We start from the raw sequence: 15,623 nt of genomic DNA on the forward strand, positions 1-15,623 counted from the left end.
ATCGGCCCTGTGATAGACTGCGAGAGAGTGACAGGAAGAGACGAGAGTTTGCTACGAAGCGCTTGCTTCTGTCTGAGAGGAGATTTCGGCGCATGCAACCTTGTACAACCTGTGGTACTGATGTGAGCGGTAAGCGTTTCTGCCCGCAATGTGGCACACCCGTGCCACAGGCGCAGCCACAGCAACTACAGCAGTCTACCGTGATCGCCGGCGGGCCAGCGGCGGCAGCAGTGAATGGAGGAGCATGGTGTCCACGCTGCGGTGGTCAGGTGCGACCAGGGGCCGCTTTCTGCTCTCACTGCGGCAATGCTCTCCGCCCGACAGCGCCCACTGCAGTGACAGCCCCGTCCTCCCGGCTCTGTCCGCACTGTCATGCGCAAGTCGCTGCCCAGCATGCCTTTTGCACGAACTGCGGTGCTTCTCTGGCAGAGCCTGCAACGCCGCGCTTTTGCCCTCAGTGTGGCCAGGCGCAGCAGAGCGGTGCTCGATTCTGCAGTGCCTGCGGGACAGAGCTAAACGCTGCGGTGGCCGCGACTTCGCCGCCGCCCGCATCTCCACCGCCAGTGACGACGGCGGGACCGTACCCGGTACCACCGGCGGGGAACGGTCCAGCAGGGGCTAATCCTTATGCCACAGGAGCTGGCTCACCTGCCGCTTATGCTGCCCCTACGGCGCAGGCTCCAGGTCAGTACGGAGCCTATCCTAACGCCGGCTCACCAGCACCCAACCCGGCCAATGTGGTTTCTCCTGGAGCCTACCCACCGCAGGCACCGCTAGTGCTGCGGTGCCCGGTCTGTTGGGCCATTTCTCCCGTGGGCACCAGTAATTGTCCAGGCTGCCGCACAAGTCTGGCCGGTGTCGCTCCGGTGCCTGCCACCGCCGTCCAGCAGCCGCCCAATCAGCAGGGCGGTCCTGGTGGCTTCCTCCAGAGCGATGGGGGTAAGCTGGCGATGGGTGCTCTGGGCGGCGCAGCGGCTGTGATTGGTGGGGAGATGCTGCTCCACGGCCTGGAGCGCTCGCTCGAAGGAAACGACTATGGCCACCACCACCATCATCACCATCATGGGCATGAGGGCGGCGTCTTGGGCGACCTCGGTCGCCTGGCGGACGACGTTGGTTTGATCTGAGCAACCTTGAGCAGAGGCGCAGCCGCACTCAGGGCAATGATCAGGGAACATGAGAGGTAGCTTGCTCAGCGCTGGGATTGGCCCGCTGGCCCTGGGGCCGGTCCCAGCCTCGTGTGTGCTCGCGCTCTCTGGCTCCTGGCCCTCTGTTGGTCCTCCTCCTGCCGACTGTACCCAGATGGGCTAGTCTGCCTAATTTCTTCTATTGCCTTGTTGCGACACACCTGTAAACGGTCTATAATGTCTGGCAACAGGGGGTATCATTCTCAAGAGAAGCCGCTCGGGCGTGCCTCACCTGCCTGTTTTCTCACTGGCTCTTTAGCGGCTCAAATCAGTAAGAAACGCTTGCATCGATGCAATACGAGCGAACTACGCTGCCAAATGGCTTGCGTCTGCTGACGATGTGCGTGCCGGGCATCCGCTCGGCCAGCATCGCTTTTTTCTTTGCCGCCGGCTCACGCTATGAACCGGATCACCTGGCCGGCATATCTCACTTTATTGAGCATATGCTTTTTAAAGGATCAAAAAACTATCCAAGCGCTCGTATTCTCTCGGAAACGATCGAGGGGGTAGGGGGAGTCTTCAACGGTAGCACGGGGAAGGAGCTAACCAGCTATACCGCGCGTGTTCCCTGCGAGCACCTGGATGTGGTGATCGAGGTGCTCGCCGATATGATCCGGCATCCGCTCTTTGATCCCCAGGAAATCGAGAAGGAGCGGCAGGTGATCATCGAGGAGTTGAGCGCGACACGCGACGACCCACAGGAGTGGTCAGGCCTTTTGCTGGACCAGATTATGTGGCCCGGTTTGCCACTGGGGCGCGACGATGCGGGACGCGACGAGACGGTGGCCACGATCAGTCGTCAGGATATGTTGACCTACCTGGAGCAGTTTTATCGTCCGAATGCCCTGGTGGTCAGCGTGGTAGGAAACTTCCACCACGCGCGGGTACAGGAGCTGATCGAGTGGCTCTTTCGCGATTGGGAGCCGCGCCCGCTACGAACCTGGACGCCCTGCCCGCCGCCGCGGGATGTGCCGCCCGTGGCTGTGGTCTATAAGGAGACGGAGCAGACGAATCTTTCGCTAGGCACCCTGGGGGTTGCTCATTCTTCTCCTGATTATTACGCGCTGATGCTGTTGAATGCCATCCTGGGTGAGGGGATGAGCTCGCGCCTTTTTCAGAGCATTCGAGAGGAGCGCGGGCTAGCCTACGATATCGGTAGTTATACGAGTAGTTACTACGAGACGGGCAATCTGGTTGTGAGCGCAGGGGTCGATCCTTCTCAGACGGAGGCCGCTTTGCGCGCTATTGTGCAGGAGCTCAACAGGCTTTGTGAGGTGCCCGTCTCTGCGGCGGAGCTGGAGCGCTTTAAGGCCTATGTCTGTGGCGGTCTGATTCTGGGGCTGGAAAGTACTCAGCAGGTCGCTAGTTGGCTCGCTAGTCAGGAATGCTTGCTTGGCCGTGTGGTCGATGTGGATGAGATGATCCGCCACATTCAGGCCGTGACTCCCCAGGACCTTCAGCGCGTAGCGCGCACGTGCTTCGCCCCCGAATGGCGCCGCCTGGCCTTGATTGGCCCCGAGGACCCTCGACAGATTGACCATTTTCAGAAGTTGCTCACAGCTGCCTAACGCGGGAAGAGGAGACCAGGTTCTATGCTGAAAACATTGTCTACGCTGCGTGAGTATTTGCAGTATACGGAGGACGCCCTGAGCGCCGGGCGCATCGAGGAGGCTCTTGAACATTGTCAGTATGTGCTCTCGCATTTCCCTCATGCTCTAGAGGCTCATCGCCTCCTCGGGGAGATCTATTTGGCCCAGAATCGCCTGACAGAGGCCCAGCAGACGTTCGATTGGGTTCTGACCAACGACCCAGAAAATGTACTCGCCTACTGCAACCGCGCGCTGACAAGCGAACGCATGGGGGATGTGGAGACGGCGCTTGACTGCTATCAGCAGGCGTATGAGCTGAGCCGGGGCAATAGCCAGATCCGTCAGGAGTTTAATAAGTTGAGCGCTCGCAGCGGTCAGCCCGGCTTTATGTTCTCGCGCGCTGGGCTGGCTCGCCTCTATATGCGTGGCGATTTGCTCTTCCAGGCGATTCAAGAGTGGGAGGCCGTGCTCGCCGCTACCCCTGATCGCCTTGATGCGCGCACTGGTCTGCTGGAAGCCTGCTGGCGCGACGGCGACTATGAGCGCGCCGAGCAGATCGCGACGGCTTTGCTGGAGGAGATCCCTGGCTGTCTGAAAGCCCTCTTGCTTTTGGCCCATATGACTTTCCCCCATAATCCGGCCCGCGCCCGCGAGCTGCTCCAGCGCGCCGAGGCCCTTGATCCTGAGATGACGATGGCCCGCGAGCTGTTTGGCGACCTGATGGCAGCTTCTCCCGATGATCCGTTCCTGGCCCTGGTGCGCAAGGATGCGGTTCTGATCCCTCCTCCTGGACGGTCCGCGGCTTCCTCTTCCTCGGTTGCCCTGGGAGCCTCGCCCAGGCCTGGGCCGGCTTTGCCTGAAGAGCAGGGGCAGGAGAGCGAGGAGAACGAGCCGATCTTTGGCTGGACGACACCCGACCCTTATCCTCTGGCTCTGACGACCCCCCCGCCTGCTTCTCCAACGCCCGCCCCTCCCTCACTGTCTTCACAGCAGCCGGAGGCGCCCAAGGCTGCCAGCAGCGGCGAGGTCCAGCGCTCTAGCTCGCCATCCTGGCCTCTCTCTAGCTCCGATCTCTCCTTTGGAGAGCAGGGGCTTTCTTGGGAGGAGCAGCCTTCCTGGTCATCGGCGACAGCGGCAGCTTCAGCTCCAGAGGAGGACTTGGGGTTGCCGGCTGATCAGGCCCCTGCCCACCCTGCCTGGTTAGATGCCCTCGATACGCCATTCTACCGCCAGCCCTCGGGGTCGCTTGCTTCGCCAACTCCTCCGCCTGAGCCTTCTCCGGCGCCCTCGCCCTCGGCGGAAGCCGCGATGGCTCAGGAGGCTGGGGATCGGACCCCTATTGAGGAGGCCCCTGACGTCGCGTGGTCTCAGCCCTCCACTGCTCCGGCAGAACAGCCATCGGAGCAGCACCAGGAGGCAGAAGAAGAGATCTTCCCCTTCATGCAGGCCGGGGCTGATCCGGAGGAGGGATGGCCGGAGTGGCTGAAGTCTCTGGGAGCAGAGACAATGGAGGAGTCGGCATCAGAGTCATCTCCTTCCGTCTCCAGCCCACGGGGAGCGGTCTGGGGCGAGCCAGAGGGGCCCAAACAGGAGGGAGAGCGTGCCGGGCTTGCCGATGAGAGTCGGCAGGAGTCTGCCGCTCCGCCGGCTTTTGCTGAGGCCGAGAGCTATACGCGCTCGGAGCAGGAGGGGCTTGCTGAGTCCTCGGCCCACGCCCCTGCTGAAGAGGACTATGCTGCTTCAGGGTCTGCTTATTCGTCCCCAGCTATGTGGGACGAGCTGGCCGGTGGAGGGTTCTCGACTCCGATGGAGAAGCCGGCCTGGTTGGAGCAGCTACAGGCCAGCCACAGCGCTTTTGAGAGTCAGGAGGCCAGCGCTGGACCACTCTGGCCGCCAGAAGAGCCGGCAGCTTCTTCTAGGGCCAGCACGACACCGGCGCCTCCGGCAGCTTCGATCTGGGGCGAGGAGTCAGCTGTTTCTTCTCCTCCGCCCTTCCAGCCTTCCGCTTCGCCGCAGGGTACTGCTCAAGCGGAGGCCGGTATTCCCTGGCTTGAGCAGCTTGCCGGCTGGTCGACGGCTTCCGAGGGGACCGCGGACTCTGCGGCAGGGAGTCAGCCGTCGTCTGCTTTTGCGGTCCCGGCTTCACGCTCTGAGCCGGCGCCCTCGCCTGCAGTTCAGTCCCAGGGGCAGTCTGCTTCTTCATGGCTGGCAGAATTGGCTGCCAGCGCTAGTCAGCGCTCAGCCGAGCAGAGCAGCGCTCCACCTGCTGCCGAACAGCGGCTGGTGACCACTTTGGAGGACTTAGAGCAGCAGCTTTATGCTCAGGGCTTCGTGCCACTGCAACCCGGCGAGCTGGCAAACTTTGCTCAGCAAGGGACACCCTCCCAGTCCGCCGCTCCAGCCTCTGAACAGCCGTCGCGCTTGACTCACGAGGAGCAGCGGCAGCTTACAGTACCGCCATCCGCCTCCGAGCTAGAAGAAACGGTTCGCGCGCCGCTAGGGCAGCCTTCGCGCTACGAGGAGCCGAAGCAGGCTCCTGAGCCGCTCTGGCCCGCGACACCAGGTCCAAGCTCCTCCCCTGCTCAACAAGGCCCCTCCCAGGGCCAGAGTCCTTCTCTGCCGAGCTATCGGCCCGATGCTCTGCTGGAGGACGAGCTGGAGACCACAATGAAGCGCCCGGTTTTCCGCCTTCAGCCCGCTCAGGCCCGTCCCCAGGCCCCAGGCGGGCGCTCCGCCCCAGCCCGCCCCGCTGGTCGCGAGGCCTCTGGCTCAGGCACGCCCAGCGCCGGCACAGGGACAGCCCGCAGCTCGCAGGAGGGCGAGGTGAACTACAAGGAGCACCTGATCCGCGGCTACCAGTACCAGCTCGCCGGCGCCTACGATGAGGCGATGCAGGAGTATCGCATTGTCATTCGCAATCAGCCGGAGCTGCTGGGCGAGGTCATCAGTAATACACGTGCCTTGTTGAAGCTGGCTCCAAAATATGCGCCCGGCTACCGCGTCCTTGGCGACGCCTATATGCGCCAGGGCGAGTACCTGCAAGCAATGGAGGCCTATAATAAGGCCCTGACCATGACGCGCCGGGCTAAGGGGCAGGGGACTTCCTCTTAGTCAGGCGGAGGAGGGGAGGGGAGGAGAGTCAGGGCTGCTCCGCCTCGCCTCCTCCACGCTTCACTTACTTCTGGCCCCCCGGTCCATCAGGCGTGCCAGACCGGTACGCCTCTGCCTGGCCAGGCAGAAAGCAGGTAAGTAAAGACGATGGGCTTTGCGCTCTGGCGTTGAGGTGAGCAACTCTCAGCTCAGAGAAGAAGAATCTAGCTACCATCCAAAGGAGTCATCAGTGGAGACGATTCTACAGCGGTTGACCGAGCTTGATGAGGTCTCAGGCGTGATCCTGGTAGGCAAGGACGGGCTGATCGTCAGTGGAACGTTGCATAGCGAGGATGAGGAAATGATTGGTGCCCTGTCCGCTACCGCCTTTGGCTCCCTCAGCACCTATACCAAGCAAATTAACCAGGGCGAGATTCGCCATGCTATAATTGAAACGCAACAGGGGACGATCCAGATGGCGGAGGTGGGCGACCTGATCCTCGTGGTGACTACTCAGCAGACCCGCTCTCCCAATCTCGGACGGGTGCGCCTGGAGATGAAGAAGGCCTGTCGCCAGATTCTTCCGCTGGTGACGAGCCAGTAGACCTTTTTCCTTTCTTGTCTTGTCTTGCCTTGCCTTGCTGGTTCTCTGCATCCTTTGAGCTTGTCTGTATTTTGCTGGAAAGGAAGTTCTGAGCGTAGACGATGGAACGAACACTGATTATTATCAAGCCCGAGGGGGTCCAGCGCGGTCTCATCGGGCAGATTCTTAGCCGCTTTGAGCAGCGGGGACTGAAGCTTGTGGGCCTGAAGATGCTGCAGATGTCCCCCGCCCTGGCGGAGGAGCACTACGCTGTTCATAAGGGGAAACCGTTTTTCGCTGGCCTGGTGAAGCACATTACTTCCGGCCCCGTGGTGGTCGGCGTGGTGGAAGGCCGCGGCGCCATTAAGATGGTGCGCACCATGATGGGGGCCACAAACGCCGCCGAGGCCGCTCCTGGTACGATTCGCGGCGATTTCGCTCTTGAGATCGGCTACAATATCATTCATGGCTCAGATGGTCCCGAGACCGCGGCTCGCGAAATCAGCCTTTTCTTTAAGCCGGAGGAGCTGCTCGATTATCGGCTGGTCACTGAGCCCTGGCTCTACGAGGAACAGGAGAATCAGTGAGTGGGCTTCTGCTCCTGATCTCCTCTGTCCTCTAGCGAGCTAGCCTGTCTCGTTGCCTGCAACTGGCTGGCCAAGCGCGACGCGACCGGCAGACCGGCAACGCTCAGGCTCGGGACGCTCTGCCTGCCATGCGCTGGCTGGAGCTGCTTTTGCAGCTCTGCTCTGGCTCTATCCAGAGCGCTGTTTTGCCTTATCCTCTCGTCTTATTTGCTCTCCTCTCCCTTGTTTGTTTGCTTGCTCGAATGAAGAACGGGCAACCCTCTCCGGCCTCACCGGTAGACCGGAGACGCAGGTGTGGAGTGGGAAAGGAGAATATCCTCCCCCGGGAAGCTTATCACGCTGGCCCGATTGCGCTGGATAATCAGCGAGTCACCAGGCAGTACCTGACCTCTGGCTCGCAGGCACGGTGCACACCACACTACACCATACTGATCCAGGGACGGCAAGCTAAGGAAACAAGCAGGCAAATCGAGAGGCGGAGAGGCCGGCGGCAAGGGCAGGCACCCGAGCCGAGCTTGACTGAGTCTGGGGCGAGCTGAACGGGGAATAGCGTATTGAGATAGCCAGGAGATGGGTAGACATAACCAACCGCTCAGCCGATCAGCTGGGGCTGCTCCTCCGAGTTCCCTTCCCTTTGACGGCTTCTTTCTTTTCTGCCCTCTCCGCCAGCCGCCAGCAACACGTTTTGCTACGTAAGCAGCGATTCTGCTCTTCCAGCGTGAGCGGAGGGGTACCCTTCATGCAGAACACCTGATAGAGCGGCTCGCCCGCTTCTATGTCGCTATCAGGGAACCAGCGTTCGCGGTAGAATGGACAACCGTTACGATGCTTGCGCCAGTTTGGGCTGTTGGCTGGATTGCTGTCAAGTGTACCTGCCAAGAATCCCTTCCTTCCTCTCAACGAATACGTTTCTGCTGGCTAACAACCTTGAGAAAGCGTGCGACAGACATTCTACCACCTTGCCGACGAGGGAGGGCCTCCACCCATACATAGGCTTCACGAGGAGTAGCTTTTCACAATCCGCGACAGATGAGGTGGCTGCTCCCCCGGGCAAGCTTTTGCCTCGCCGGTCTAGTGGTCTCATCCTACTGCGGAAAGGGCTGCCTTGTCAAGTTGATGATGCGCAAAAGATCAGGCAAAGAGGACCCCACTCTCTTTTTACCCGAATAGCCAGAAATATAATATCTTTACTCTTGAAGACCGAAAAGCACCGCTGACGCTGCTTGCAGAAGGGGGAGGCATCCGCTATACTGGCCAGGAGGCCAGCATGCCTGTGGTCCACAGGAGGAGGGCCGCGTGATCAGCCGCCCGGGCAGGTGCTGGCTAGCTGGCTGACTGGCTCTCCTGACCTTGGGCCTGGCTTCTTGATAGCTACGCAACTTCGACCGAGCTGGGAGGATCTGGTGAGTTTCTCATCGCACCCTGAAGGGCGGCCTCTGCCAGGCCGCCCGCCCCTGAAAACAGAGGAGGCACCCGCGCCCTGGTCGTTCCGTGAGACCTGGCTTGCGCTACTCATCCCCCTGGTGCCCTGGCTGCTGCTGGCACTGGGCAGCCAGCTCCAGGGGAGCCGCTGGCCCAGTCCGAAGAGGCCGCTGTCGCTAGAACAGGATTTGGCCGGGGCCTTGACGGCACTCCTTTCGACCCTGATTGTAGAGGGAGCTTTCTTCCTGGTTGCACTTTTCTTCGCCCGTCGTGCTTTGCGCCGCCAGGCCGAGCCACAGCCCGCGGAGCCAGCTACGACCGCAGGTAATAGTGACAGTCAGGCCGCCCCACTCCTTGCGCCGCCAGCGGCTAAAGGGAAACGCGTCCCTCTTGGGGCCGTACTGCACGCCCTGGGCTTGCGTCGCTTTCGCCCGCTCTTTCTTTGGCTGGTGATTGCTTTTCTGGCCCTGCTCTATGTAGTCAACAGTCTCTACTCGGCCCTGCTTGAGGGCCTACATCTGCCGCTGCAAACCAACGATCAGGTGATTCTGGAAAGCAGTCGCCTGGCTCCGCTGACCACTATAGTTCTGCTGGTGCTGGCGGTGATTGTGGCTCCCCTCTGCGAAGAGATCTTCTTTCGCGGCTTCGTTTTTCCTGGTCTGCGCCGGGGCCTGGCGACTGGCTGGGCCATCGTAGTGAGCGCCCTGGTCTTCGGATTGGCCCACGCTGATCTTGGCTCGCTGCCCGTCTTGATCGTGATCGGCCTACTGCTGGCCTTATTGCGCTGGTGGAGTGGTTCCATCTATCCCGGCCTGCTCCTGCACATACTCAATAACGGGATCAGCGCCGCAGTCATTTTGCTCTACATGGTGGGCCGGCTGCATTAACGGTGGGTGAGAGCTGTGCAACCAGCTAGCCAGGGACCTGAGCAGGCCACCCCACGCCTCGGGAAAACCTGCTGCCGGCCTCCCGGCCTGGGCCTTGATTCTCCAGGCTTCCCGGCCCAGGCCCAGAGGATAGCTGGCTGCTCCGGCGCCTTTGTCCCATCAGACATCAGGCAGAAGGCAACTTGCGACGATCTTCTACCCGGGCGCTGGCAGTCTTCGACTCGCCACCGGTAGCGCGCGGCAGGCTATCAGGCGGCACTAACTCGACTTTGGGCGTATTGCCGGTAACCGATTTGACAGCCTCAGCCATCGCTCGGGCCAGCTCTTGGCAGCGCTCGCTCTGCTCCAGCAGTTGCCGCTCCTTGACCTCAACCTTGAGTAGGAAGGTGTCCAGCCCATCGCGGCGATCAACAATGATGCGAAAGTTGGTGCCAGTCTCGGGGAAGCGCAACAGGGCCGCCTCCACCTGGCTAGGAAAGACCAGGAGGCCGCGGATGGAGACGGCGTCATCTGTTCTCCCTTTGATGGCGCCGATTTTCGGGTGTGTGCGCCCGCAGGCGCAGCGCTCTTCCCACCATAGACGCGAGAGATCACGGCTGCGGTAGCGAATCATGGCTGTGCCCTCGCCCGTGAGCCAGGTCCAGACTAGCTCTCCCTCCTGGCCCTCTTCCACCCATTCGCCAGTTTCGGGGTCGATACATTCGACCAGGAAAGCATCGGCCCAGGCATGCATGCCGTTGCGCTGCTCACATTCGCAGGTCATGCCCGGTCCGAGAAACTCGGTCATGCCAAACTCGTCGTAGGCCGTGATGTGAAAGTACTCCTCCAGCTTCAGGCGCGTCTCCCAAGGCCAGGGTTCAGCCCCGAAGAGGCCAATACGTAGTCTGGTGCGAGAGAAGTCGATGCCTAGCTCGCGCGCCTTGCGCCCCAGATACAGACCAACGGAGGGGGTCATACACATGGCAGTGACGCCGAAATCGGTGATGAACTCAAAGATACGTTCATACTGGCGCGCATCCGAGCCCATCGGGATCACCATTACGCCCATCTCCAGGGCACCGTAGTGGAAGCCAAAGCCGCCGGTCGGCAGCCCATAGCCGTAGCAGTTCAGGAGGATGTCGCCGGGCCGCAGCCCAACCATCCACAGCTCACGAGCGTTTAGCTCGGCCCAGTTCTGTAGATCGCGCCGGGTAGCAAAGACAGGCACGCTTTTGCCCGTGGTGCCACTGGTAGCGTGAACCTCCAAGGCCCCTTGCTCGCCTCCCGGCGGGACCATTGCCAGACCATAGGGATAGGCCGCGCGTACGGTCTTCTTTTCAAGAAAAGGCAGTTTTTGAATGTCTTCGAGACTTTTAATATCTTCTGGCTTGACTCCAGCCTCATCATAGAGGCGACGATAGAAAGCATTCTGTTTATAGGCACGAGCGACAACGGCTTTCAGGCGCTCTAACTGGAGCGCGCGCAAGCGCTCGCGGGGCAGGGTTTCGATCTCTTCATTGAAATATTTCCGATCGCTCATGGGCAGCACCTCCGCCACTATTCTATCATTGCTCTCTGCGAGCGTCTATGTGAGCGAGAGCACTGGCCCACCTGGACGGGCGGGCCAGGTGATATGGTATCATGTCTGGCGGAACGCCACTGAGGGAAGGCCGCGCGCAGGGAGGGCGCGCCCGGCTGCTTTCCCCCCTTATTCCATCTGTTTTACGAGGAAGGAGCAGGAGTCTATCTATGGCTGAACAGGGCCTTCAGGCCGTGATCTGGGATCTGGATGGGGTGATTATCGATAGTGCACAGGCCCATTTCCGGGCCTGGCAGCGCCTGGCTCATGAGGAAGGGTGGACGCTGAGTGAGGAGGATTTCCGCGCGACCTTTGGGATGCGCAACGACCGCATTATTCCCTTGCTCTGGGGTGAGATGCCCCCTGAACGCGTGCGCGCTCTTTCGGAGCGCAAGGAAGCCTATTTTCGTGAGATCCTACGCCAGAATCCCACGGGTCTGGCCTTGCCAGGCGCGTTAGAGCTGCTGGAGGCGCTGCATGAGGCCGGCATCGCTCAGGCCCTGGCCTCGTCAACGCCACCGGAGAATATCGCGCTCATCAGCGAGCTGTTGGGACTGCAGCGCTACCTGCAGGCGCTGATTTCGGGAGAAACGGTAGAGCGTGGCAAGCCAGCCCCAGATATCTTTCTGAAGGCCGCCGCCACGCTGCAGGTACCACCTGCCGCCTGCCTGGTGATTGAGGATGCTGTGGCCGGCATCGAGGCGGCCCATGCCGCGGGCATGCGCTGCCTGGCAGTCGCCACGACTCGGGAGCCAGAGGCCCTGCGCGAGGCCGATTTGGTGGTGCGCTCCCTGACAGAGGTGAACGTGGAGCGTCTGCGGGCCCTCGTCCCGGCCTCTTGAGGAGCTTCCTCCTCGCCTCGGATTGTATTCGTTACTCTTCTTGGCCGCTCGCCTGCTCTCGCGATTCGCGATGAGGGGCAAGGCCCGATGGGCTTGCAGAGGATACGGCAATAGGTTATACTCTCAGGCGGGATGAGGGAGAATGCTGGCCTGTTTCTCCCGCTCTGCCCGCCAGTGTCTGGCTATGGAGGTGTAGGGGTCCCGGTGGGCCTCGCCGTCTTCAAAACGGTTGGGGGGTCGCTGCGCGCGGTCCCTGGTGGGTTCGACTCCCATACACCTCTGTCCCTTCTCATCTTGTCCCACGCCGCTTGGCGTGTGCGGAATTGCTCTCAACCGTGTGCGCCCTACAGCTCTGGCCAGCGCTGTCCGTCTTCTCCCTTCCCTAGCCAGTTTTGTCACTTTCTGATGCCACTCTCTTTCCAGGTCGTTCAGAATCCTGCGGAGGAACACTTACCCCTTTCTTATCGTCTTCTCTTAAGAAAAAGAAGCCTGGAAGAAGAAAGGCCTCGAAAGCTATGTGCTATCTTCGGCTATCTTTGCGGCACCTGCTGCCAGTATCTGGGGGAGCTAAGGAATGTGGACCACGGCTGCGACGCTGGCTGATCGGCATTGGCCAGGTGGCCCTGCTCTTGCTGGTGGCACTGGCGATGCAATGGCCTGCTCCAGTGAACGGTGATGAGCTGGTCGCAGCCTGGCCCGGTAGCGACCTCGTGGTGAGCCACTGGCCTATGGCGCTGGAGCTCCAGCGCACGGTCGCTCAGGCCCATCGCTTGCCGCTGTGGAATCCCTATTTCGGCGGGGGCCTGCCTCTGGGTGCAGATCCCCTGGCTGCTCTTTTCTACCCTCCAACGCAATTGGTGCATTTCTTCTCGCTGCGAAATTACTTCTTTGTCTTGATGACTCTTCATTTCTTGTGGGCTGGGTTGGGGACACTGCTCTTGGCGCGCCGGGCGCTTGGGCTGCCGCGCTGGCCAGCGCTTGTGGCAGCCGTCAGCTATATGGCGACCCCGCGCCTGATCAGTCACCTGGGAGCCGGACATGTGACCATTATGCAAACGGTCTGCTGGTACCCCTGGCTGGCCCTGGCCGCCTGGGCAACCGTCCGTCAGCCGCTGCGCTGGGGGCCAGCTCTGGCCGTCTGTGTAGCCATGACGCTGCTCGCTGGCCATCCTCAGATGGCCTATTATGGCCTGCTGATGCTGGGCACCGTCTCGCTCTGGCTTCTGGTGCAGCAGGTCTGGCAGAGCGGCTGGCGCCCGGCTCTGCTTTCTGCTGGCTGCCTGCTCTTGGCCTGCGGGCTGGGCGTGGCCCTGGCCGCCATTCATCTCTGGCCGTTGTGGGAGCTGATGCGCTACTCGACGCGCGCCTATGCTTTACATACTAAGGATCAAATCAGTCTAACGCAGTTCCTCCACGCACTCGTCGATGAGCCGCCACTCGGGTGGCTGACCTGGGAAGGCATGATCGCCCCAGGGCTGAGCGTACTCTGTCTGGCGGTCTTCGGCATCGCCAGCCGTGTGCGCAAAGCCTGGCTACTGGCTCTGGGCGTGATACTGGTAGCCAGTCTGGCAATGGGGCAGGCGTCGAAAGTCTATCACGTGGTTCAGCACTTGCTGCCCGACTTCGATCGCTTCCGCGGTCTGGCGCGTATCTGGTTCCTGGGTCTGTTGGGCATTGCCCTCCTGGCTGGTCTGGGGGCCGCCGGTCTGACGCAGCCCCTCCAGCGATTCAGCCGGCTGGCAGGTCTGGCTACGGGGATGGCTCTGCTGGCCCTGGTCGCAACGAATCTGGTCCTGCTCGATCAGGACTACTCGCAGGTTGGCTCGGTGAGCCTGATCACGACGCCCTCGCGGGTCGCGCTGGTCGCTCAGCAATTGGCCGGCACTGGGCGCGTCTACGGCGTTCAGGAAAACATTCCGCAATTGATCGCGGCGCAACTAGAGCTGCGTCTAGCTGATGGCGCTGATCCCTTACTGATTGGGGCCTACGTTCAGTACATGGATCGCGCCGGCGGCTACTACGGCACCGGTTATCAGCAGCGGATTCCCTACGACGGTCCCAATGTGCACCCCGACCCGCGCTTGCTCGGTTTGCTCCATGTGACGGTGCTGGTTTCGAAGCGCCCGCTACACGATAGTCATCTACTCCTCATCGGTGAGATCGATGGGACATTTCTCTACCGCAACAGTCTTGACGCTGGGCCGGCCTATCTGCTCCGTCCTGGATCTGATGGTCAGCCACCCAGCCTGGCCCATTATCAGCGCCTGCCAGCGACGATCCAACTGCTCCGCCTGCAGGATGATGAACAGAGCTTCCGCGTGACCAGCGCGACCGGCGGCTATCTGGTGGTGGCCACGACAGCTTACCCGGGCTGGATCGCCGTGCTCGATGGGCAGCGCGTGCCTGTACAGAGCTTTGGGGGCCTGATGCCTGCGATCCGCATCGGGCCGGGCACGCATACACTTAGCTATCTCTACCGGCCCGCTTCTGTGCTGCGCGGCGCGGCCCTCTCAGGCCTCGGGCTTCTGGCGCTGCTCCTCTGGCTGGCCGGATGGCAGCTTTATCGACGGGGACGCCTTCCTCACCTGCTCCTGCGCCGGTCAGGTGGGCCAGGCGCTGCCGCAGCCGGCTCTCCTGCAAGGGCAGAACTAGCGGAGCAGCTACCTTCACCGGTGGGCCGCGAGTGAGTAGCGATCAGCACGCGACAGGGATAGTGAGGGCCGAGTCTCATCCCGTCTATCCCTGTCGCCTTGTTTGGTTGGAGCACGCCGGTGTTCGAGCTGCCTTTGACTTAGCGTGGCTCTGGCCCCGGCCTTGAGGGAAGGGGGCTGCTACCCACTGCTGGCTTGCCAGGCTGCGAGCGACGAGGCAGGAAGTTGCCGGCGACGCGCGCCCCCAGCGTCCGCGGGACCAGGCGCGTACTGAAGGCCATGAGCTTGTTAAGCAGACCAGGGACAACCTGGCTGCGCCCTTGTTCCAGAGCGCGCAAGCTGGCTGTCACGACCCGCTCAGGGGAAAGGACCAGGCCGGGCATGCCCTCTTGAGAGGTGCCCATGACAGCAAAGAAGTTGGTCGCAACGGGGCCAGGACAGACAGCCAGCACGCGTAGTCCCTGGTGTCGATATTCGGTCCATAGGGCCTGGCTGAAGGAGAGGACGAAGGCTTTGGTAGCGGCATAGACGGCCATGTGGGGAATAGGCAGAAAGGCCGCCAGCGAGGCCAGATTGATGATTGCTCCTTCCCCTCGGGCCAACATCGGGGGGAGGAAGGCATGGGTGAGATCGACAAGTGCTGTGACATTGAGCATGATCTCTTGATGCTCGCGCGCGGCTGACTGCTCGGCAAAGGGGCCATAGGTGCCGAAGCCGGCGTTGTTGATGAGAAGATCAACGCTGAGGCCACGCTCTTGCACGGCGTTGGCCAGTTGCGTTGCTGCCCCCTCACGGCTGAGGTCGATCGCTATGACTTCGGCCTGGATGCCATTTCGCTCTCTCAGCTCCCTGGCTAGCTGCTGCAGACGCTCTTCGGAACGTGCTACAAGGATGAGATGCATGCCGCGCGCGGCCAGGGCATGGGCAAATGCCAGCCCAATACCGGATGAAGCCCCCGTAATCAAAGCTGTCTTTCCACGATAGTGATATGCCAACAGAATCCTCCTGTTCGTGTTCGCCTTCCACAAGAGCATAGGGCCGGTTTGCTTCCCCCGCTGCCTCTCGCTGGTTCCTCCCTCTGCCGGCCTCAGAGCGCAGCTCACCTTGACAGCGCCGCTCTTGCTGTGACACGCTGTAGAGGGGGTCGGCAGGCAGCAGGATGAAGAGCCGCCGCGAGAGCGCCCGCGCTGCCGCATCGCTGTCGGCTTGGCTCAGGGAGCCGGCAGC

General features: G+C 61.5%; 10 protein-coding genes and 1 tRNA gene. 9 read left to right on the plus strand and 2 right to left on the minus strand.

What is annotated here, in order from left to right; genetic code table 11:
- Window positions 1-92 precede the first annotated feature (92 nt).
- From AC6H1L_RS00685 to AC6H1L_RS00710, 6 genes are all read left to right on the plus strand, one after another.
- Window positions 93-1,127: a zinc ribbon domain-containing protein gene (locus AC6H1L_RS00685; protein ID WP_497599630.1), complete on the plus strand. Its 1,035-nt coding sequence runs from the start codon at window positions 93-95 to the stop codon at window positions 1,125-1,127.
- A 350-nt stretch (window positions 1,128-1,477) separates the two neighbouring features.
- Window positions 1,478-2,755, plus strand: a complete 1,278-nt coding sequence (locus AC6H1L_RS00690; RefSeq protein WP_497599631.1) for a M16 family metallopeptidase — start codon at window positions 1,478-1,480, stop codon at window positions 2,753-2,755.
- 24 nt (window positions 2,756-2,779) lie between these two features.
- Window positions 2,780-5,887, plus strand: coding sequence for a tetratricopeptide repeat protein (locus tag AC6H1L_RS00695; protein ID WP_497599632.1), 3,108 nt, complete (start codon window positions 2,780-2,782; stop codon window positions 5,885-5,887).
- 229 nt (window positions 5,888-6,116) lie between these two features.
- Complete coding sequence (locus tag AC6H1L_RS00700) at window positions 6,117-6,470, plus strand: roadblock/LC7 domain-containing protein (RefSeq protein WP_497599633.1); 354 nt, start codon at window positions 6,117-6,119, stop codon at window positions 6,468-6,470.
- 101 nt (window positions 6,471-6,571) lie between these two features.
- Window positions 6,572-7,036 carry a nucleoside-diphosphate kinase gene (gene ndk / locus AC6H1L_RS00705; protein WP_497599634.1) on the plus strand — a complete coding sequence of 155 codons (465 nt, stop codon included), beginning with the start codon at window positions 6,572-6,574 and terminating at the stop codon, window positions 7,034-7,036.
- Window positions 7,037-8,439: 1,403 nt separating this feature from the next.
- A complete protein-coding gene (locus AC6H1L_RS00710) occupies window positions 8,440-9,345 on the plus strand; it encodes a CPBP family glutamic-type intramembrane protease (RefSeq protein WP_497599635.1) in 906 nt (301 codons plus the stop codon).
- Between the two features lie 166 nt (window positions 9,346-9,511).
- On the opposite strand, the gene AC6H1L_RS00715 is transcribed toward AC6H1L_RS00710, so the two are convergent.
- Entirely contained in the window at window positions 9,512-10,864 is a 1,353-nt protein-coding gene (locus AC6H1L_RS00715) for a phenylacetate--CoA ligase family protein (RefSeq protein WP_497599636.1), read from the minus strand.
- Window positions 10,865-11,073: 209 nt separating this feature from the next.
- Between AC6H1L_RS00715 and AC6H1L_RS00720 the strand changes: the two genes are divergently transcribed.
- The 3 genes from AC6H1L_RS00720 (at window position 11,074) to AC6H1L_RS00730 (ending at window position 14,432) form a co-directional block, all read left to right on the plus strand.
- Entirely contained in the window at window positions 11,074-11,745 is a 672-nt protein-coding gene (locus AC6H1L_RS00720; protein ID WP_497599637.1) for an HAD family hydrolase, read from the plus strand.
- 186 nt (window positions 11,746-11,931) lie between these two features.
- Window positions 11,932-12,027: transfer RNA gene (locus AC6H1L_RS00725), tRNA-Sec, on the plus strand.
- Window positions 12,028-12,260: 233 nt separating this feature from the next.
- The gene (locus AC6H1L_RS00730) at window positions 12,261-14,432 is read left to right on the plus strand and encodes a putative glycosyltransferase family protein (RefSeq protein ID WP_497599638.1); all 2,172 of its coding nucleotides are present in this window, start codon (window positions 12,261-12,263) and stop codon (window positions 14,430-14,432) included.
- A 104-nt stretch (window positions 14,433-14,536) separates the two neighbouring features.
- Here AC6H1L_RS00730 and AC6H1L_RS00735 read toward each other — a convergent pair whose 3' ends face one another.
- Window positions 14,537-15,391, minus strand: coding sequence for an SDR family NAD(P)-dependent oxidoreductase (locus AC6H1L_RS00735; RefSeq protein ID WP_497599639.1), 855 nt, complete (start codon window positions 15,389-15,391; stop codon window positions 14,537-14,539).
- Window positions 15,392-15,623: the final 232 nt, after the last annotated feature.

The sequence above is a fragment of the Thermogemmatispora argillosa genome (assembly GCF_059696725.1).

Coding starts and splice junctions, on each gene's coding strand:
- AC6H1L_RS00685 (WP_497599630.1), top strand. CDS start 93: ATGCAACCTTGTACAACCTGTGGTACTGATGTGAGCGGTAAGCGTTTC.
- AC6H1L_RS00690 (WP_497599631.1), top strand. CDS start 1,478: ATGCAATACGAGCGAACTACGCTGCCAAATGGCTTGCGTCTGCTGACG.
- AC6H1L_RS00695 (WP_497599632.1), top strand. CDS start 2,780: ATGCTGAAAACATTGTCTACGCTGCGTGAGTATTTGCAGTATACGGAG.
- ndk (WP_497599634.1), top strand. CDS start 6,572: ATGGAACGAACACTGATTATTATCAAGCCCGAGGGGGTCCAGCGCGGT.
- AC6H1L_RS00715 (WP_497599636.1), bottom strand. CDS start 10,864: ATGAGCGATCGGAAATATTTCAATGAAGAGATCGAAACCCTGCCCCGC.
- AC6H1L_RS00720 (WP_497599637.1), top strand. CDS start 11,074: ATGGCTGAACAGGGCCTTCAGGCCGTGATCTGGGATCTGGATGGGGTG.
- AC6H1L_RS00730 (WP_497599638.1), top strand. CDS start 12,261: ATGTGCTATCTTCGGCTATCTTTGCGGCACCTGCTGCCAGTATCTGGG.